The following is an 18330-nucleotide window of genomic DNA, read 5'->3' as shown; positions in this document are numbered from 1 at the left end:
TGATCGGACCGGTACCACGGTTGGCGCAGCGATCCTGCCCAAGGGGAGATTTCATGAGACTGACCCGTATCGCGAAGCTTTCGTCCACTCTTCTGCTCGGCGCCCTGCTCGCCGCGGCGGGAGCCGCCCCGGCGCAGGCCGGAACGGCGGCCGCGCCCGTCGACTACGTGGCGCTCGGCGACTCCTACTCATCGGGGGTCGGTGCGGGCGAGTACGACGGCGCCAGCGGCGACTGCAAGCGCAGCAATCGCGCGTACCCGAAGCTCTGGGCGGCCGCGAACGCACCCTCCTCGTTCGCCTTCACCGCCTGCTCCGGAGCCCGGACCACCGATGTCACGGCGAACCAGCTCGCCCCGCTGAACTCCGGCACCGATCTGGTCTCCCTCACCGTCGGCGGCAACGACGCGGGCTTCTCGGACGTGATGACGACCTGTGTCCTCCAGTCCGAGTCCGCGTGCATCAACCGGGTCAACCAGGCCAAGGCGTACGTCGACTCCACCCTGCCCGGCCGGCTCGACAGTGTGTACGGGGCGATCCGCGCCAAGGCGCCGGCCGCCCGGGTCGTCGTTCTCGGCTACCCCCGCTTCTACAAGCTCGGCGGCGGCTGTCTGCTCGGGCTGAGCGAGAACGAGCGGGCCGCGATCAACAGCGCGGCCGACCACCTCAACACCGCCGTCGCCAAACGCGCCGCCGACCACGGCTACACCTTCGGCAGCGTGGTCCCCGCCTTCACCGGGCACGAGATCTGCTCGCCCGCGCCGTGGCTGCACAGTGTCAACTGGACCAATATCGGCGACTCGTACCACCCGACCGCGGCCGGGCAGTCGGGCGGCTATCTGCCCGTCTTCCGCTCGAACGCCTGAGCCTGAGCCTGACCCCGGGGGTGCGGTGCGCGGGGGCGGTGAACGGTCCGGGCCCGCAGGCCCGGCCCCGTATCATCGCCCCGCCCGTATCACCGACATCTGCGCCACCTGCCGCATCACCGGCCGCCGGTGACGACTACCGCATCACCGGTGGCGGGTGACTGCTACCGCATCGCTGGTCGCGGGTGACGCTTTCGGTGTCACCCGCCGCCGGTATCGCCGCCCGTTCCGACCGCCGCGGTGCTCGCCGAGGATCCGGCGGACGACGGCGGCGGCGTCCGTTCACACGTCACCGTGAACGCGACCCACTCGGAACGCGCCGTGACCGGGTTCCGGACCTCGACCCGGATCCGGTCGCGGAGCGTCTCGCCGTCGCGGTGGACGGACACCGTGAACTCCGCCGTCCGCTCCCGTGACCCGTCCCGCGCGAAGGGCAGGGTCCGCCACCGGTCGTCCCCGGCGGTGCCGCTCTCGGCGGCCCAGCGGTACTCGACCACGGTCGGAGTCCGTCCGACCGTGATCCGTGCCCGGAAGGCCGGGGCGTCCGAGCCCGGCGGAGGGCAGCCGCCGGTCCAGCGGTCCCGTACCGCTTCGACGGCGACCGTCACCGTCTGCCGGGTCTCCCGGGACGGTGCCGTCCCGCCGGTGGGGCCGTCCTCGGTGGCGCCGGCCGCGGGCCGCGCCGTACCTGCTGTGGCCGGTGACCCCGGTGCACGGGCCGCGGACATCGACGTACCGCCGGACCGGCCGTCACCGCCGCCGTCCCCCGTGAGGCCGTCGACGAGGAGCCACGCCGTCCCGGCCGCGGCGATCACCGCGAGCGCCGCCCCCGCCGCGAGCACGGCGGGCGACCGCCGGTCCCGGCCGGGTCCGGCCCCGCCGGACAGCGGTACGGGGGTGGTGGCCGCCGGGGAACCCGCGGGCCCGGGGGCGGGGGACGCCACCGGCACCGGCGCCGGACCCCGTACCGGAGTCGCCGTGGTGACGGTCGGCGCGTACGGCCCCGACCGCGCCGTCCGGGGCGCCGCGCCCCCGGCGCCCACCACCCGCAGCGCCCTCGCGGCCTCGGCCGCCCCCGGCCGGTCCGCCGGATCCTTCCGCAGCAGCCCGGCGAGCACCGGCGCCAACTCCCCGGCCCGCCGGGGCGGCGGCAGCTCGTCCTCCACCACGGACCGCAGGGTGTCCAGCGCCCCGTCCCGCCGGAACGGCGACACGCCCTCCACCGCCGCGTACAGCAACACCCCCAGCGACCACAGGTCGGACGCCGGGCCCGGGGTCCGCCCCAGGGCGCGTTCGGGCGCCAGGAACTCGGGGGAGCCGACGAGTTCACCCGTCATGGTGAGCTGAGGGGTCCCCTCCAGGGTCGCGATGCCGAAATCGGAGAGCACCACCCGCCCGTCGTTGCCGATCAGGACGTTCCCCGGTTTCACATCGCGGTGCAGCACCCCGGCGTCATGGGCGGCCATGAGCGCCGCGAGCACATCGGCGCCGATCAGCGCGGCCCGCTGCGGGGTGAGCGGGCCCTCGGCGGCGAGCACATCGGCGAGCGACAGGCCCCGCACCAGCTCCATCACGATCCACGGCCGTTCGCCGTCGTCCCCGCCGCCCCTGCCGTCTCCCCGGCCGTCGGGGCCGTCCGTGCCGCCGCGGTCGAACACGACGTCGTACACCGTCACCGCATTGCGGTGCGTGATCCGGCCCGCGGCCCGTGCCTCGCGCTCCAGCCGGGCGTACAGCCGCCGGATCTCCGCGGTGCCGAGCCCGGCCGGGGCACGTACCTCCTTGACGGCCACATCCCGGCCCAGCACCTCGTCCCGGGCGCGCCACACCACGCCCATACCCCCTTCGCCCAGCGGGGCGTCCAGCCGGTACCGGTCGGCGACGAGTCGGCTTCCGTGCATCAGGACTCCCATCCGTAATGGCGGAGGTGCGGTGGCGCACGGCATCCCGGAACCTCGCCGGAACCCCGGGGGAAACCCTTCCAAGTTAGCCGGAATCCGGCCCGCTGCCGCCCCCTCGGAACGCACTTCGCGACCGCTCCGCCGTCATCCCCTCACCGCATCCGGACCCGGTGCGGAGCTGGGACGAGCCTGCTGTGAGGGCGATCACTTCCTGTCTCTGCCGAGGCTGCTGTGACGGCTGGGGCGTGACGGCAGCGATGCCGTAATCTATCCAACTCGCCGGGGAATCGACCCAATTGGCAACCCTGCCGACAGGGGGCGTCAACTCGCGTACGGGCGTGGTGAATCGCCCGGGCGGGATACACGAGTGTCACCTGGGGACGATAGGGTTAACGTGCCCGGGCCGGGTGCGTCGTTACGGGTGGGGAGTGTCATGGAACAGATAACAGTGCGGAGCAGGCCGCGAGTGCCTGCGATCACCTGCGGGAACAGCGCGACCAGCTCGCGTCTCGACCGACATCTCTCGGTGCTGGGCGGCCCCGCCGTCCCGCAGCGCGAGACGGTCGAGGCGACGTCCCTGATGCTGGAACTCACCTCGCGCGACGTCGCGCACGAGCGCAGCCGCAACAGGAGCGGACGGGTGTCCCTCTTCGCCCCGCTGCGCAGGCTGCGCCGTACGCTCCTCGGCAGCCGCCACTGACCTTCGGCTGTCGGGCGGCCGAAGGTCGAGCCGCCGTCGCGCACTCCGCGTCACGTGTCACCGCCCGGGCGGCCCCGCAACCGGGCGGTGACCACACCCCCTCCGGGATTCCGGCTCTCCCCGCCGCCCCGTGGTCCGCCGGTGGTCCCTCCCGGCTTCCGGACAACCGTGCCGTACCGGCGCGGCGCCGCCCGCTCGTCCGCCTCCCACCCCGGCGAGCAGCGCGTTCCCCGGCTCACCCGGCCGGCCCCCGTCCGCCCGCGCCGGCCTTCGCGGGCCGCCCGGCGGCGTGAACCGGAGCGGCCGGGCCCTACGGCGCGTCGACCGTGACCGAGAAGGAGAACCGGTCGCCCCGGTAACGGATCCGGGCCACATCGACGACCCGCCCCTCCGTGTCATGGGTGACCCCGGTGTAGTGCAGGATCGGGCTCAGCAGCGGCACCTGGAGGAGTTCGGCGGTCGGCGGGTCCGCCAGCCGCGCCTCGACCGTGTCGGTGATCCGGCCGATCCGTACTCCCACCGCGTCCCGCAGCACCTTCGTCATCGGCCACCGCTCCAGATCGGCCACGTCGAGCAGGGCCGCGACATCGGGCCGGACCGCGTTCTCCGCCCAGTTCGTCGGCTCACCGGTCTCCCCGTCCCGGCGCAGCCTGCGGTACGTCACCACCTCGGCGAGCCCCGGGAAGTGCTCGGCCAGTTCGACCGGTACCGGCTCCCGGCCGTGGCCCAGGACCGTCGTCCGCTCGCCCGACTGCTGGGCCACGATCGCGTCGATCGACCCCAGCAGCCGCCGGGGGGCGCCCCGGCGGGCCCCCGGTTCGATAAAGGTCCCGCGCCGCCGGTGCCGGCTGATCAGGCCCTCCTCCTCCAGCTCCTTCAGCGCCTGCCGCATGGTCAGCACGCTGACGCCGTAGTGCGCGGCGAGCTGTTCCTCGGTCGGCAGCCGCAGGGACGCCTCCGGCGCCCGGCCCAGTATGGAGGCGCGCAGCGACTGCGAGACCTGGTACCACAGGGGCAGTTTGCGGTTGAGGACCAGCGAATCCGGGGCGAAGGAGGAGGTCACGGGGGGCTCCGTATCTCCGGGTCGGGCGAGACCGTGGGGTCAGGACGGGAAGTGTCGCTCCAGACCCTGCCACACGCTGTCGTACTCCTTCTGGCGGTGCCGGGCCTCGGCGGCCTGCCGGGTGACCACCACGGGCCGCCGGGTCTCGAACATGAAGGCGAGCCCGTCGTCCAGTCTCTGCGGCTTCAGCTCCGCCGCGCTCGCCCGCTCGAAGGTCTCCCGGTCGGGTCCGTGCGCCGACATCATCGGGTGCAGCGAGCCGCCGCCCGGTACGAAACCGCCCTCGCCCGCGGTCTTCGCGTCGTACGCGCCCTGGATCAGGCCCATGTACTCGCTCATCGCATTGCGGTGGAAGTACGGCGGACGGAACGTGTCCTCGCCGACCAGCCAGCGCGGGGCGAAGACGACGAAGTCGACGTCCGCGAGGCCGGGGGTGTCGGTGGGGGAGGTGAGGACCGTGAAGATCGACGGGTCCGGGTGATCGTAGGAGATCGTGCCGATGACATTGAAGCGGTTCAGGTCGTAGACGTACGGCACATGGTTGCCGTGCCAGGCGACGACGTCGAGCGGCGAGTGGTCGTAGGTCGCGGCCCACAGATGGCCGCAGTACTTCGTGACGACCTCGACCGGGCGCTCGATGTCCTCGTACGCGGCGACGGGGGCGAGGAAGTCCCTGGGGTTGGCCAGACCGTTGGCGCCGATCGGGCCGAGATCGGGCAGCCGGAACGGCCGGCCGTAGTTCTCGCAGACGTAGCCGCGGGCCCGCTCGTCCAGCAGCTCGACCCGGAACCGGACCCCGCGGGGGATCAGCGCGACCTCTCCGGGGCGCGCCGCGAGCCTGCCCAGCTCGGTCAGCAGCAGCAGCCCACCGGACTCCGGGACGATCAGCAGCTCGCCGTCGGAGTCGCCGAACACCCGGTCCGTCATGGGCGCGTTCGCGTGGTACAGGTGCACGGCCATGCCGGAACGCTCGGCCGGATCGCCGTTGCCGCCCAGGGTCCAGAGCCCGGCCAGCCAGTCCGTGCCCGGCGCCGGCTCGGGCAGGGGGTTCCAGCGCAGCCGGTTCGGGTCGGGGATCGCCTCGGTGAACGGGCCGCTGCGCACCTTCCCGTTGTCGACCCGGCGCAGCGGCGGATGCGCGGCCGACGGCCGGATCCGGTAGAGCCACGAACGCCGGTTGACCGCCCGCGGCTCGGTGAAGGCGGAGCCGCTGAGCTGCTCGGCGTAGAGGCCGTGCGGTGCGCGCTGGGGCGAGTTCCGCCCGACCGGCAGCGCCCCGGGCAGCGCCTCGGACGCGTGCTCGTTGCCGAATCCCCCGCTGTACTCCAGCGCCCCCGCGATCTCCCGCGCCCGCTCGACCGCCCCGCCGCCTGCCGCCCCCTCGGGCCGCCGCGCCGTCTGCCCGCTTCCGCTCATCGCCACTCCCGGTGCCGGAGGAAGGTCCTTCATGGATGCCCTCGTCAATCCTATGGACCACCGTAGGATTGCCGGGCGACCCCGTCAACGGCGACGCCCCGGCCGGCTGTGCGGGATATGTGCAGGCGCGGTGCGGGCAGCCGGTCCCGGGGCCGCGGTGCGGAGCGGGCGGCCCCCGGGGATGCCCGTAGCGGCCCGGCGCCCCGCGTCCGCCGAACGTGGACTTCCCGGGTGAAAAGTCCGTTCGCCTGCGTCCGATGCAGCATGATGGAGCGCGTGCCCCATCCCCATCTACGCCGGGAACCCGTCCAGGCCCGCAGCGCGGAGCGGCTCACGCGGATTCTCGACGCCTGTGCCGAGCTTCTCGACGAGTCGGGGTACGAGGAGCTGTCCACCCGGACGGTCGCCGTCCGGGCGGGGGTGCCGATCGGGTCCGTCTACCGGTTCTTCGGCAACAAGCGCGCCCTGGTGGACGCGCTCGCCGCCCGCAACCTCGACCGGTACGACGGACGGGTCGCCGCACGCGTGGCATCCCTGCCCCCGGGCGACTGGCGCGGACTGCTGGACGCGGTGCTCGACGAGTACATCCTGATGAAGCGCACGGCCCCGGGGTTCTCCCTGGTCGACTTCGGGTACCGGATTCCCGTCGGCGCCCCGCCCACGGGTGCCGAGCACGCGCTCGCCGACCGGCTCACCGGCTTTCTCGCCGACCGCACCGGCCGGGAACCGGACTCCGGGCTGCGCCGGACCGTCCTGGTCGCCGTCGAAGCGGCGGACGCGGTGCTCCAGCTCGCCTTCCGGATCGCGGACGAGGGGGACCCGGCCGTCATCGCGGAGGCGCGGCTGCTGCTGCGGGCCTATCTGGCCGGCGCCCTCGACCCCGAGGCGGCCGGTGAACCGGTGGCCGGTCAGGCGGCCGGTGAGCCGGCGGGCCGGCCGGCCCGGGTACCGCCCGGACGTACCCCGCGGGGTACGGCGGAGAGCGGCCCGTCGGCCCCCGCTGCCCGGCCACGGCCATGAAACCGCGTTCACCTGGGGTTTTGCTCGTATTGCTCACACGTCAACATCTTGTTAACGCTGTTTGACGCGACCTAACGTCATCCGGACCGCCGACTCGGTGGGAGTTCAAGGATGAACGTTAGGTAGCCCCCCATGCTGACAATCCTCGGCTTCGCGATGATCGCGACCTTCCTGGTCCTGATCATGATGAAGAAGATGTCGCCCATCGCGGCGCTGGTCCTGATCCCCGCGCTCTTCTGCGTCCTCGTCGGCGACGGCGCCAAGCTGGGGGACTACGTCATCGAAGGCGTCGGCAATCTCGCGCCGACCGCCGCGATGCTGATGTTCGCCATCGTCTACTTCGGCGTGATGATCGACGTCGGTCTCTTCGACCCGATCGTCCGCGGCATCCTGCGGTTCTGCAAGGCCGACCCGATGCGGGTCGTGGTCGGTACGGCGGTGCTCGCCGCGATCGTCTCCCTCGACGGCGACGGCTCCACCACCTTCATGATCACCGTCTCGGCGATGTACCCGCTCTACAAGCGCCTGAAGATGAGCCTGGTCGTGATGACCGGTATCGCCGCGACGGCCAACGGCGTGATGAACACCCTCCCCTGGGGCGGCCCGACCGCCCGCGCCGCGACCGCGCTGAAGCTCGACGCCGCCGACATCTTCGTCCCGATGATCCCCGCGCTGTTGGTGGGTCTGCTCTTCGTCTTCATCCTCGCGTACTTCCTGGGACTGCGGGAGCGCAAGCGTCTGGGCTACCTCTCCCTCGACGAGGCGCTGGAGACCGAGAAGGACTCCGGGACGGTCCTGGTGAAGGCCGGTTCGGGCACCGGCAAGGCCGCCGCCGGTTCTTCCGGTTCCTCCTCCGGTTCCGCCGCCTCCGTCAGCGGTCCCGGCGGCGACGCCTCCGCCTCCGCGGACGCCCCCGGCGACGACGAGACGGACGGCTTCCAGGGCCTCGACCCCAACCGGCCCACCCTGCGCCCCAAGCTCTACTGGTTCAACGCCGGTCTCACCATCGCCCTGCTCACGGCGATGATCATGGAGCTGCTCCCCATCCCGGTGCTGTTCCTGCTCGGTGCCGCCCTCGCGCTCACGGTCAACTACCCCAACATGGCCGAGCAGAAGGCCCGGATCGGCGCCCACGCCGAGAACGTCCTCAACGTCTCCGGAATGGTCTTCGCCGCCGCCGTCTTCACCGGTGTCCTGACCGGTACCGGAATGGTCAAGAGCATGGCGGACTGGCTGGTCGAGGCCATCCCCCAGGGCATGGGCCCGCATATGGCCATCGTCACCGGTCTGCTGAGCCTGCCGCTCACGTACTTCATGTCCAACGACGGCTTCTACTTCGGCGTCCTGCCCGTGCTCGCCGAGGCCGGTGCCGCCCACGGGGTGTCCCCGCTGGAGATCGCCCGCGCCTCCCTCGTCGGCCAGGCGCTGCACATGTCCAGCCCGCTGGTGCCCGCGGTCTACGTCCTGGTCGGCATGGCCAAGGTGGAGTTCGGCGACCACACCCGGTTCACCGTCAAATGGGCGGCGCTCACCTCGCTCGTGGTCCTCGCCGCCGGAGTGCTCTTCGGCATCATCTGACCACCGCACCACTCCCTCCCCCCACAGCGCCCCGGCGACCTCCACGGTCGCCGGGGCGCGGGCCGTTCGAGCGGTCCGCCGGGGCCGTCCGGTCCGTCGGGGGAGGTTATCGGCCCAGGGCCGCGTACTGGACGGCGAGGCCGTCGATGATCGCCCGCAGGCCCGTCTCGAACGCGCCTTCGTCGACCTGTTCCCGGTGCTCCGCCAGCAGATGCGCGCGGCCCAGATGCGGGTAGACGGCGGGGTCGTACGCCGTCGCGTCGTCCACGAACCCCCGGGCGAAGGAGCCCAGCGCGGAGCCGGTGATGAAGTAGCGCATCAGTGCGCCGATCCGGGTGGCCTGGGCGGGCGGCCAGCCCGCGCGCACCATCGCGCCGAACACCGCGTCGGCGACCCGCAGTCCGGCCGGACGGCGGCCCGGTCCGCGGGCGAAGACCGGCACGATGTTCGGATGGGCCCGCAGGGCTGCGCGGTACGAGTGCGCCCAGTCGTGCAGCGCCGTCGTCCAGTCGCGCCCGTCGTCCGGGTCGAACATCGAGAGGTCGATCCGGTCGCTGACCGCGTCCGCGACCACTTCGAGGATCTCGTCCTTCGTCCGGAAGTGGTTGTAGAGCGAAGGGCCGCTGACGCCCAGCTCCGCGGCGAGACGGCGGGTGGAGACCGCGTCCAGCCCCTCGGCGTCCACCAGCGCGCTCGCCGCGGCGACGATGCGGTCGCGGCTGAGGAGGGGCTTGCGGGGTCGGGCCATGGGGCTCATAGTAGGGCCCGTCCATAAAAACTATCAGCGCTAGTTAAATGCTGGCCGAAGGGTCGGGAACCGTGGATCTGGAGCCGAACGCCGAACAGTCGGCGGTACGCCGGCTGGCCGAGGACTTCGTACGCCGTGAGGTCGCCCCGTACGCCACGGCCTGGGACCGGGCCGAGGCCGTCGACCGGGACATCGTCGGAAAGCTGGGCGCCCTCGGCTTCCTCGGGCTGGCCGTCGACCCGGAGTACGGCGGCTCGGGCGGCGACCATCTGACGTACTGCCTGGTCACCGAGGAGCTGGGGCGCGGTGACTCCTCCGTGCGGGGTATCGTCTCCGTCTCCCTCGGGCTGGTCGCCAAGACCATCGCGGCCTGGGGCGACGAGGAGCAGAAGCGCTCCTGGCTGCCGGGGCTCACCTCCGGCGAGGCGCTCGGCTGCTTCGGGCTGACGGAGCCCGGCACCGGCTCCGACGCCGGGAACCTGACCACCCGGGCGGACCGGGACGGCGGCGACTACCTCCTGACCGGCACCAAGATGTTCATCACCAACGGCACCTGGGCCGATCTGGCCCTGGTCTTCGCCCGGACCGGAGGCGCCCCGGGTCATCGCGGAATCTCCGCCTTCCTGGTCCCCGCGGACAGCCCGGGGCTGACCCGCACCCCGGTCCACGGCAAGCTCGGACTCCGCGGTCAGGCCACCGCCGAGCTGGTGCTCGACCGGGTGCGCGTCCCGGCATCGGCGATGCTCGGGCCGGAGGGCAAGGGGTTCTCGGTGGCGATGTCCGCGCTCACCCGGGGCCGGATCTCCGTCGCCGCGGGCTGTGTCGGGATCGCGCAGGCCGCACTGGACGCGGCCGTGGGCTATGCAGGTGAGCGGGAGCAGTTCGGCCGGCCCATCGCGGGCCATCAGCTCGTTCAGGAGCTGATCAGCGATATCTCCGTGGACGTGGCCGCTGCCCGGCTGCTGACCTGGCGGGCCGCGGACCTGGCCGACCGGGGGGAGGATTTCGCCACCGCCGCGTCGCAGGCGAAGCTGTACGCCTCCGAGGCGGCCGTCCGGGCGGCCAACAACGCGCTCCAGGTCTACGGTGGCTATGGCTATATCGACGAGTATCCCGTCGGGAAGCTGGTCCGGGACGCCCGGGTGATGACACTCTACGAAGGCACCAGCCAGATTCAGAAGCTGATCATCGGCAGGGCCCTGACCGGCGTCTCCGCCTTCTGAGGACGGACCCCGACCGGTCCCGGCGCCGCGCGGCCGAGCCCGGCGGGATCCTGAGGAGATGGCCTAAGCGCTTGCTCACCTTCGGGGTAGGGTGAGGTCCCGAACAGCAGAAGGAGAGCCGATGACCGCGGCCGACGACACGACGCCCGACTGCGGGGGCGAGGACGTCCCGTGGGGCGAGGTGGCGCCCGAAGCGGCACGCAGGCTGCTCGTCGCCGCGGTCGCGGCCTTCGCCGAGCGGGGCTACCACGCCACCACCACCCGCGATATCGCAAGCCGCGCCGGAATGAGCCCCGCCGCCCTCTATATCCACTACAAGACCAAGGAGGAACTGCTCCACCGGATCAGCAGCATCGGCCACACCCGGGCGCTGGAGGTGCTGTCGACCGCCGCGGAGCGCGGCGGCACCCCGGGCGAGAAGCTGGCCGGTGCGGTCTCCTCCTTCGTACGCTGGCACGCCGGACGCCATGACACGGCCCGGGTGGTCCAGTACGAGCTGGACGCGCTGACCCCCGGGCACCGCACCGAGATCGTGGCCCTCCGGCGCCGCAGCGACGCCGTGGTCCGGGAGATCCTCCACGAGGGGGTGGAGTCGGGCGAGTTCGACGTCCCGGACGTGCCCGGAACCACAATCGCCGTGCTCTCCCTCTGTATCGACGTCGCCCGCTGGTTCAACGTCAACGGCAGGCGTACACCGGAAGAGGTCGGCACGCTCTACGCGGATCTGGTGCTGCGGATGGTCTCGGCCCGGCGCTGACCGGCGGGCGGGATGCCCCACGGCCGTGCCGCCGCGGCCCGGCCCTGTCTCAGAAGTAGTAGCGCGATACGGATTCCGCCACGCACACCGGCTTCTCGCCGCCTTCGCGTTCCACCGTGACCAGGGCGGTCACCTGCACCCCGCCGTCGCCCGCCGTCTCGACGCGCGTCAGGGTGACGGCGGCGCGCAGCCGCGAGCCCACCGGTACGGGGGCGGGGAAGCGGACCTTGTCCGTCCCGTAGTTCAGCCCCATCTTCATGCCCTCGACCCGCAGTACCTGCGGAACCAGCAGGGGCAGCAGCGACAGCGTCAGATAGCCGTGGGCGACGGTCGTTCCGAACGGGCCGTCCGCTGCCCGCACGGGGTCGACATGGATCCACTGGTGGTCGCCGGTGGCCTCGGCGAAGAGGTCGATCCGCTCCTGGCCGACCTCCAGCCAGTCGCTCCGCCCCAGCGGTTCGCCGACCCCGGAGCGCAGTTCGGCGGCGGAGGTGAAGACCCTCGGCTCGGCCATGTCCCCGGTACCTGCCTCTCGGTGGGCGATGCTGTCCCCGTCGTACGGTGCGGTGGTACGACCCCGGACCACGACGGTCCGTGCAACACCTCACCGACGGGTGCCTGAGCGTTTGCTCAGCATCCTCGGGCAGGGCCGCGGTGTCAACGGACCACCCAGTAGTGTTCGAAGGGTGCCTCCACGTACCGACACCATCAGCGAACTCACGGTCGGCCAGCTCTCGCAGCGCAGTGGCGCGGCCGTGTCCGCCCTGCACTTCTACGAGTCCAAGGGGCTGATCCACAGCCGCCGGACCAGCGGCAACCAGCGCCGCTACAGCCGGGACACCCTGCGCCGGGTGGCGTTCGTACGGGCGGCGCAGCGCGTCGGCATCCCGCTCGCCACGATCCGCGGCGCCCTCGCGGAGCTGCCGGAGGAGCGGACCCCCGACCGGGAGGACTGGGCCAGGCTCTCCCGGAACTGGCGCCGTGAACTCGACGAGCGCATCAAGCAGCTCGGGCGGTTGCGGGACACCCTGACCGAGTGCATCGGCTGCGGCTGTCTGTCCCTGGAGACCTGCGCGCTGTCCAACCCCGAGGACGCCTTCGGCCGCCGGAGGCCCGGCTCCCGGCTCATGCCCGGCCCCCTGTGGGCGGCCGAGGGCGGAGAGGAAGCCTCGGGACCCTGTGGTGGAGGGGCGGCTGCGGACGGCGTACCGGGGCCGTGCGATGCGGCGGAGGCGCAGAGCGCACCGGAGGGACAGGACGGCGCCGGATGACGGACGGTCCGGCGCCGCTCCGTGGCCGGTGCGGGTGCCCGTGCCGTGCTGCGCCGTGCGGCGTCGGGTCGCGGTTCGTTCGAGGCGGGCCCGCACCCCCGTATCAGGCCCGCCTCACGCGAGCGCCGCCGGTCCGGCGGCGCCCCTGCGTGGGTTCCACTCTCCGCGGGTCAAACGAGTGGGGCGAACCATTTTCCGTCTGCTAAAGGACCCGGCGCGACCACCGGACGGTACGGCGCACACCCCTGAGCGCCCGCCCGTCCCGGCCACCGTCCGCGCCCGCCGTGGGCGTGCCGGCCCGGAACACCGCCGGTTTCGAAGGCCACCGCTGTCGAACGTGCCCGCCGAGGGCCGTTCCGCCGCGGCCGCGGCGGAACGGTGAGTGCGTGCCGCCGTCGACCGTGCCGCCCTTGACCTGTCCGCGAGGCTCAGGCCATGGAGCGGCTCAGGCCACGGAGGCGAGTACCGTGCGCCGCGCCGCCTGCTGGGCCGCCGCGACCGCGTCGTCCGTCAGCACCGGGCGGGGGAGGAGGATGCCGCAGTCCGTGCAGACGGGACCGGCCCAAGGGGCGTTCTTCAGCACCTGGCGCCAGACGATCGCCGAGGTCCCGCAGACGGGGCAGTGGGTGCCCGGCGCCCCCGCCAACGCCGTGACCAGCCTCCGCATCACCTCGTCGAGCGGCGCGGAAGGATGTTCCCGGGGGCTGTCGCAGCGCGCCACCCCGTTGCCGCCCCAGACGTTCCGGTGCCATTCGTCGCCGGACGGCGGACGTCGCAGCCCGTCGTGCTTCTCGCGCTTGCGGCGGTCGGCGAACTCTTCCTCGTACGCCAGCCAGATATCGCGCGCCCGCTCCAGTTCGTCCAGGGCGGCCATCAGCTTCGCCGGGTCGGGGGATCGGTCCTCGGGACCGAATCCGTGCCGCGCGCACAGATGGTCCCAGGTCGCACGGTGCCCGTAAGGGGCGAATCGTTCAAGGCACTTGCGCAAGGAGTAGCGCCTCAGTGCCAGATCGCACCGCGGATCGCGCACCTGTCTCGCAAGACTCCGGAATCCGGCCATCGTCACCGCCACCTCCGTCGCTGGTACATCGGCGTCGAGAAGTGGGACGTACGAGCGCCCGATCCGGCTCCATCGGAATTCCGATGGCGGCCATCAGCCGAGCGTCCACCGGGCCGGGGAATCCGCTCCCGGCCCGACACGCCCCTCCTCGTCCTCCCGCCTGCCCCGAAAGGCCCGCGCTGAACGCCCTCTTCCCCTGAACGAACACCCCGGCGGCAAGGTTCCACACCCGGCCGGGCGCCGTTGTCCGGCCCGGAGCCCGTACGGCCGCCGTACCCGCGGGAGGCCGGCTCGGCCCGGCCGGCCCCGGACCGGCGGTCGAACGCCCCTGCGCCCCCGCTCAGTCGCCCAGCCGGCCCGCCGTCACCACCAGACGGCCCAGCTCCGGGTGGCAGACATCGGCGTGCGCGCCCGACGGCGGGGCGCCCTCGCGGACCACCGAGGAGGCGTCCACGCTCACACAGCCCGACCGGGGCAGCCCCTCGGCGACGGCTTTGTCCAGCGCGAGGCGGACCGTCCCGTCGACGCCGTGGATACCGCTGTACCCCATGGCCCGCCAGCGGGGGTCCCCGGCTCCCAGGCGCGCGGGGGAATGGCCGTCGTACGCCGGGGCGGAGGCGACCGGATAGAGCGCCCCGAGCGCGCTGTCGTACCGCGAATGGCAGGCCACCACCGGTCCGTCCACCCGGTGTTCCATCGCCCGCAGCGCGCCGGACCGCCCGGGGGCATGCGGCAGCGCGGTCGCGAACGCGTAGTGCGAGAAGGCGCCCTGGAGCAGCGTCACCGACTTCACGGTCCGTACGCCGTCGGGGAGACCGCGCAGCGCGAACGCGACCAGCCGGGCGCCCTGTCCGTGGCCCACCAGATGGACCCGGAGCGCCGGGCGGCTGCGGGCGAGCTGTCCGAGGAGCGGGCCGAGCCCCAGCTCGCCGACCGCGCCCGCACGGCGCTTGAGCGCGTAGTAGGTGGTCTGCCGCAGCAGTTCCCGGGCACCGCGCCAGACCTCCGGCGACCCTGGGCCCCAAGAAACCCCCGCCGGACCCGCACCTCCCGAACCCGCACCCGCGCCCCCACCCCCCGGACCCGTGCCTCCGGAATCCGGCGCACGGCGGAATCCCGGCCCGGCGGCCTCCGACTCGACGCGTGCCAGCACCCCGGCGAACCTCCGGCAGAGCGACAGCGGGTCCTCGAACAGCAGCGCGGGCGGCCCCTGCTCGTCCCCGGGCAGATCGTCCGTGAAGCAGGCGGACTCCAGCCCGCCCGCCGGTGCCTCGGCCAGCCGCCGCGCGAGCCGTCCGAACTCGGTGACCGCCGCGCCCGAGCCGGGCCGCTCCGCCAGCAGCACCCCCAGCCGGGCCACGGTCTCCAGCTGCCCCGGGAAGAGGGCGACGAGGGACTGCTGGATTTCGGGGTGCAGGCCCTCGTACCAGGGCCCCACCGGGCCGGCGGCCGCCCGGCCGGCCGGCCCGCACCCGCCCGGTGCGCCCGGCGGCGACTCGTCCCGAAACGGCCCGCCCCGAAACGGCCCGCCGGTCCCCGGCCGACCCGCCGGCTCGTCCGGGAACGTCATCGACGGCCACCCCACCCCCGCGAACCCCGGCCGCACCCCCCGCCCCACCAGCTTGGGCAGGGCGGCGAAGAAACCCTCGTACATCTCCCGGGCCGCCGCGGGGGAGTGGTTCCGGCCATGGGCGAACATCACAAGGTCGGTGACCTCCAGCCCCAGCAGCCGGTGCCGCTGCTCGGGATCGACGTCGCCGTCCCGGTCGAATCCGATGTCCTGATAGGGTCCCACGTCCCAGCGCGGCATGATCGCCCCCTCCCCCCGGCAGGCCCGCCGGAGGTGCGGACCCGTCAGCAGGATCCTGCGCAAGACGAGCCCCGGCCATACCCGGGACGGGATCCGCTCAGATCCGGTCCGCCGCGGTGATCCGGGGGAGGTGGATCAGTACGTCGTAGGACGACAGCAGATCCGTGTCGAGCGGCTCGTCCGGCCAGGAGTTGCCGATGCTCCTGGTGGGGCGGGTGCGGCCCAGCCAGCGCCGTGCGGACGGAGCCGCCGTACGCATGTCGATGTAGTAGTTCCCCGGCCGGACCCGTTCGAGCGTTTCCTCGTTGCTGCCCGGTCCGGCGGGCCCCACCGAGAAGCGGCGGATCGGCTCCGCGGGATCGTCGAGGTCCATGGCGTTGAACGAGCCCCGGCCGAAGGTGAAACCGGCGCACAGGTAGGCGCTGCCCACCAGGTCCCGGATGAAGGCGCCCTGGAGCCGGGGGTACTCGGGCCGCGCGGACTCGTATCCCACATGCCCGTTGTGCGCCGACAGCAGCACCTTCTCGCCCGTGAGCCGGTGCCACCGGACCGTGTTCTCGGCCATGATCCGGTCGCGGTAGAGCATCATGTCCGCCCGGGCTTCGGCCGATGCGAAGTAGTCATGGGTGTAGAACTCGCCGACCTGGGCGATCGCCCGCGCGTGCTGCACGGCCCAGGCGTGCTCCCGGGCGGCGGCCCCCGTCCCCGCCGGTACGGACTCCACCAGCTCCAGCGCCTCGGCCACCTCCGCCGCCATCGCCGTCCGCTCCGGTATCGGCCGGGTCAGGCTCAGCTCCGTCCACTCGCGGAGGGTGCCGACCGGCCGGGAGGCCGCGTACAGCGTCCGCAGCCGGGGCAGCAGCTCCGGCCGGCGGCCCGCGATATGAGCGGTCACCGTGTCGAACAGCCCGGGCCCCGCGTAGGAGCAGTCGTTGCCCGCGAACCGCACCGGCCGGTCCGGACGGCGGAGGTTGTACTGCCGCATCCAGCGCAGCAGGTCCAGATACTCCTGCGTCCGCCACAGCAGATACGAACTCTGGAACTCCTCCTCCATGATCTGCCGCAGATCGCCCTCGCCGCGCAGCACATAGGCGTTGAGCCGCACCCCGCTGCTCCACGGAGTCTCCAGCATGAACGTGGTGAAGCCGCGGTGCTCCACCAGATACCGGAAGACGCGGTTCTTGGTCCGGAAGAACTCCCGTGAGCTGTGCGTGGCCTCCCCGAGGCCGACGATCGCCGCCGCGCCCACCATGTCCTCCAGCGGGCGCAGATCGGCGAGCGGCCGGGCCGCCCGGCGCAGCGCGGGCAGGGGATCGGTGCCGGGGCCGGGAGGTCCGGCGGCGGCCGGGGGCACGGCAGCGGCGGTGTCCGGTGCGGCGGCTACCAGCCCGCCGACGGCGACGGCGGACGCGGTGCGCAGCACGGTACGGCGGGGCGTGGTCGGATCGGAGATCGTCATGGCACCAGCCTGACGCCCGTGATCACCGGCGGACCATCCGGCAGCCCTCCGTCCGGAGTTGGGGAAACCCCCCGGTCCACCCCTGCGGGTAACGCCAGTGCCACGAGGGCGCGCGGGCCCGCCCGCCGCCCGCGCTCAGTAGCGCAGATACCGCCTCCGTACGGAACGGAACGCCCCCAGCCCCTCCTGCCATGCGCCTGTGATCTCGTCCGTCCCGGCCCCCGCGTCCACCATGGTGCGGACGGCCGCCGTGCCGCTGAGCGTATCCAGCCAGGTCGGGTTGGACCGGAGCCACGCGAACTCGCGCCAGCTCCGCTTCGCCGTCACCAGCAGGCCGATCCCGGTCCGTACCGGATCGAAGGCGGCCCGGTCGTGGACGTGGAGCTGCACCCCGCCGACGGTCTTTCCCACGTGTTTGCCGAACGTCGGTGTGAAGTAGGCCTCCCGGAACCGCACACCGGGCAGACCGAGGGCGTTCGCGGCCTCCGCCCACCGCCCGTCGATCCCCGGCGCCCCCAGCAGTTCGAACGGGCGGGTCGTACCCCGTCCCTCCGACAGTTCGGTGCCTTCGAAGAGGCAGGTGCCCGGATAGACCAGCGCGGTCTCCGGGGTCGGCATATTGGGGCTCGGCGGCACCCAGGGCAGGCCGGTGGTGTCGAAGAAGTCGGAGCGGCGCCAGCCCGACATCCGTACGGTCTCCAGACGTACCGTACGGTCCTTCAGGAACTCGGCGTTGAACAGGGCCGCCAGTTCGGCGACCGTCATCCCGTGCGCCTGGGCGATGGGACGGCGGCCGACGAACGAGGTGTACCGCATCTCCAGCACCGGCCCCAGCGCGGCCCGGCCCGTGATCGGATTCGGCCGGTCAAGAACGACGAATCGTTTCCCCGCGATGGCCGCCGACTCCATACAGTCGAACAGCGTCCAGATATAGGTGTAGAAGCGTGCGCCCGCGTCCTGGATGTCGAAGACGACCGTGTCCACACCCGATGCCGTGAAGACGTCCGCGAGGGGCTGCCCGGATTTGCGGTACGTGTCGTAGACCGGCAGCCCGGTCGCCGGATCGTCGTACCGCCCCTCGGAGCCGCCCGCCTGGGCCGTACCGCGGAAACCGTGCTCCGGACCGAAGACGGCCACGAGGTTCACCCGGTCGTCGGCGTGCATCACATCGACGATATGGCGTACGGAGGAGGTCACTCCGGTCGGATTGGTGACCACACCGACGCGCTCGCCGGCGAGCAGGGCGTAGCCGTCCGCGGCGAGGCGGTCGAAGCCCGTACGGACCCGGGGGCCGTGCCGCCCGTGACCGTGTCCCCCGCCGGGCCGCCCGCCGCCGTCGTCGTCCGCGCGGGCCGTGGATCCGGTGGCGGCGAACGCCCCGGCCGCGCCGCCCGCGGCCAGCAGTCCCCGTCTGGACAGGCTCATACGACTCCTTCGGTGCTTCCCGGTGTATCCGGTGCC

15 protein-coding genes and 1 pseudogene are annotated in these 18330 nt (G+C 72.8%); 7 read left to right on the top strand and 9 right to left on the bottom strand.

All coding sequences use genetic code 11. The features are described from left to right. The first annotated feature begins 53 nt into the window (after window positions 1–53). Window positions 54–863 carry an SGNH/GDSL hydrolase family protein gene (locus tag ACIQ9E_RS14520; protein ID WP_403706698.1) on the top strand — a complete coding sequence of 270 codons (810 nt, stop codon included), beginning with the start codon at window positions 54–56 and terminating at the stop codon, window positions 861–863. 200 nt (window positions 864–1063) lie between these two features. Here ACIQ9E_RS14520 and ACIQ9E_RS14515 read toward each other — a convergent pair whose 3' ends face one another. Then, window positions 1064–2764: a protein kinase gene (locus ACIQ9E_RS14515; RefSeq protein ID WP_403706697.1), complete on the bottom strand. Its 1701-nt coding sequence runs from the start codon at window positions 2762–2764 to the stop codon at window positions 1064–1066. A 433-nt stretch (window positions 2765–3197) separates the two neighbouring features. Between ACIQ9E_RS14515 and ACIQ9E_RS14510 the strand changes: the two genes are divergently transcribed. Then, window positions 3198–3464 (top strand): hypothetical protein, encoded by a 267-nt coding sequence (locus ACIQ9E_RS14510; protein WP_366260351.1) that lies wholly within the window; start codon window positions 3198–3200, stop codon window positions 3462–3464. 310 nt (window positions 3465–3774) lie between these two features. On the opposite strand, the gene ACIQ9E_RS14505 is transcribed toward ACIQ9E_RS14510, so the two are convergent. Together ACIQ9E_RS14505 and hmgA are read right to left on the bottom strand one after the other, a co-directional pair. Beyond that, window positions 3775–4527 (bottom strand): GntR family transcriptional regulator, encoded by a 753-nt coding sequence (locus ACIQ9E_RS14505; protein ID WP_403706695.1) that lies wholly within the window; start codon window positions 4525–4527, stop codon window positions 3775–3777. A gap of 39 nt (window positions 4528–4566) precedes the next feature. Continuing rightward, window positions 4567–5943: a homogentisate 1,2-dioxygenase gene (hmgA, locus tag ACIQ9E_RS14500; RefSeq protein WP_403706693.1), complete on the bottom strand. Its 1377-nt coding sequence runs from the start codon at window positions 5941–5943 to the stop codon at window positions 4567–4569. A 267-nt stretch (window positions 5944–6210) separates the two neighbouring features. Here hmgA and ACIQ9E_RS14495 point away from each other — a divergent pair. Both ACIQ9E_RS14495 and ACIQ9E_RS14490 read left to right on the top strand, forming a co-directional pair. Further along, a pseudogene (locus ACIQ9E_RS14495) lies at window positions 6211–6822 on the top strand (TetR family transcriptional regulator); the annotation flags it as partial. A gap of 273 nt (window positions 6823–7095) precedes the next feature. Next, a complete protein-coding gene (locus ACIQ9E_RS14490) occupies window positions 7096–8541 on the top strand; it encodes a CitMHS family transporter (RefSeq protein ID WP_403706691.1) in 1446 nt (481 codons plus the stop codon). Between the two features lie 106 nt (window positions 8542–8647). On the opposite strand, the gene ACIQ9E_RS14485 is transcribed toward ACIQ9E_RS14490, so the two are convergent. Further along, window positions 8648–9289: a TetR/AcrR family transcriptional regulator gene (locus ACIQ9E_RS14485; protein WP_403706689.1), complete on the bottom strand. Its 642-nt coding sequence runs from the start codon at window positions 9287–9289 to the stop codon at window positions 8648–8650. Window positions 9290–9336: 47 nt separating this feature from the next. On the opposite strand from ACIQ9E_RS14485, the gene ACIQ9E_RS14480 reads away from it, so the two are divergent. Together ACIQ9E_RS14480 and ACIQ9E_RS14475 are read left to right on the top strand one after the other, a co-directional pair. Beyond that, window positions 9337–10512 (top strand): acyl-CoA dehydrogenase family protein, encoded by a 1176-nt coding sequence (locus ACIQ9E_RS14480; RefSeq protein WP_403706687.1) that lies wholly within the window; start codon window positions 9337–9339, stop codon window positions 10510–10512. A 121-nt stretch (window positions 10513–10633) separates the two neighbouring features. Further along, window positions 10634–11269: a TetR/AcrR family transcriptional regulator gene (locus ACIQ9E_RS14475; protein WP_403706685.1), complete on the top strand. Its 636-nt coding sequence runs from the start codon at window positions 10634–10636 to the stop codon at window positions 11267–11269. Between the two features lie 49 nt (window positions 11270–11318). Here the strand turns inward: ACIQ9E_RS14475 and ACIQ9E_RS14470 are convergent, their stop codons facing one another. Continuing rightward, complete coding sequence (locus ACIQ9E_RS14470) at window positions 11319–11783, bottom strand: MaoC family dehydratase (RefSeq protein ID WP_403706684.1); 465 nt, start codon at window positions 11781–11783, stop codon at window positions 11319–11321. A gap of 172 nt (window positions 11784–11955) precedes the next feature. On the opposite strand from ACIQ9E_RS14470, the gene soxR reads away from it, so the two are divergent. After that, window positions 11956–12540, top strand: a complete 585-nt coding sequence (gene soxR / locus ACIQ9E_RS14465) for a redox-sensitive transcriptional activator SoxR (protein WP_403706683.1) — start codon at window positions 11956–11958, stop codon at window positions 12538–12540. A 445-nt stretch (window positions 12541–12985) separates the two neighbouring features. Here the strand turns inward: soxR and ACIQ9E_RS14460 are convergent, their stop codons facing one another. The 4 genes from ACIQ9E_RS14460 to ACIQ9E_RS14445 all read right to left on the bottom strand — a co-directional run bounded on the left by ACIQ9E_RS14460 (window position 12986) and on the right by ACIQ9E_RS14445 (window position 18294). Continuing rightward, entirely contained in the window at window positions 12986–13600 is a 615-nt protein-coding gene (locus ACIQ9E_RS14460) for a hypothetical protein (RefSeq protein WP_403706681.1), read from the bottom strand. A 340-nt stretch (window positions 13601–13940) separates the two neighbouring features. Further along, a complete protein-coding gene (locus ACIQ9E_RS14455; RefSeq protein ID WP_403706679.1) occupies window positions 13941–15410 on the bottom strand; it encodes a serine-threonine protein kinase in 1470 nt (489 codons plus the stop codon). A 97-nt stretch (window positions 15411–15507) separates the two neighbouring features. Continuing rightward, a complete protein-coding gene (locus tag ACIQ9E_RS14450; RefSeq protein WP_403706678.1) occupies window positions 15508–16869 on the bottom strand; it encodes an erythromycin esterase family protein in 1362 nt (453 codons plus the stop codon). A 135-nt stretch (window positions 16870–17004) separates the two neighbouring features. Then, the gene (locus ACIQ9E_RS14445) at window positions 17005–18294 is read right to left on the bottom strand and encodes an exo-beta-N-acetylmuramidase NamZ domain-containing protein (protein ID WP_403706677.1); all 1290 of its coding nucleotides are present in this window, start codon (window positions 18292–18294) and stop codon (window positions 17005–17007) included. Between the last annotated feature and the right edge of the window lie 36 nt (window positions 18295–18330).

The organism is Streptomyces sp. NPDC094448 (assembly GCF_044763775.1).
GTDB lineage: Bacteria > Actinomycetota > Actinomycetes > Streptomycetales > Streptomycetaceae > Streptomyces.
Note: the sequence above shows the minus strand (reverse complement) of the source record. Positions and strands in the feature narration are given on the sequence as shown.

Excerpts from the sequence above, each read along its gene's own strand:
- ACIQ9E_RS14510 (WP_366260351.1), top strand. The coding sequence starts at position 3,198 with ATGGAACAGATAACAGTGCGGAGCAGGCCGCGAGTGCCTGCGATCACC.
- ACIQ9E_RS14475 (WP_403706685.1), top strand. The coding sequence starts at position 10,634 with ATGACCGCGGCCGACGACACGACGCCCGACTGCGGGGGCGAGGACGTC.
- ACIQ9E_RS14455 (WP_403706679.1), bottom strand. The coding sequence starts at position 15,410 with ATGCCGCGCTGGGACGTGGGACCCTATCAGGACATCGGATTCGACCGG.
- ACIQ9E_RS14460 (WP_403706681.1), bottom strand. The coding sequence starts at position 13,600 with ATGGCCGGATTCCGGAGTCTTGCGAGACAGGTGCGCGATCCGCGGTGC.
- ACIQ9E_RS14520 (WP_403706698.1), top strand. The coding sequence starts at position 54 with ATGAGACTGACCCGTATCGCGAAGCTTTCGTCCACTCTTCTGCTCGGC.
- ACIQ9E_RS14515 (WP_403706697.1), bottom strand. The coding sequence starts at position 2,764 with ATGCACGGAAGCCGACTCGTCGCCGACCGGTACCGGCTGGACGCCCCG.
- ACIQ9E_RS14445 (WP_403706677.1), bottom strand. The coding sequence starts at position 18,294 with ATGAGCCTGTCCAGACGGGGACTGCTGGCCGCGGGCGGCGCGGCCGGG.
- ACIQ9E_RS14485 (WP_403706689.1), bottom strand. The coding sequence starts at position 9,289 with ATGGCCCGACCCCGCAAGCCCCTCCTCAGCCGCGACCGCATCGTCGCC.
- ACIQ9E_RS14450 (WP_403706678.1), bottom strand. The coding sequence starts at position 16,869 with ATGACGATCTCCGATCCGACCACGCCCCGCCGTACCGTGCTGCGCACC.
- hmgA (WP_403706693.1), bottom strand. The coding sequence starts at position 5,943 with ATGAGCGGAAGCGGGCAGACGGCGCGGCGGCCCGAGGGGGCGGCAGGC.
- ACIQ9E_RS14490 (WP_403706691.1), top strand. The coding sequence starts at position 7,096 with ATGCTGACAATCCTCGGCTTCGCGATGATCGCGACCTTCCTGGTCCTG.
- ACIQ9E_RS14470 (WP_403706684.1), bottom strand. The coding sequence starts at position 11,783 with ATGGCCGAGCCGAGGGTCTTCACCTCCGCCGCCGAACTGCGCTCCGGG.
- ACIQ9E_RS14480 (WP_403706687.1), top strand. The coding sequence starts at position 9,337 with ATGCTGGCCGAAGGGTCGGGAACCGTGGATCTGGAGCCGAACGCCGAA.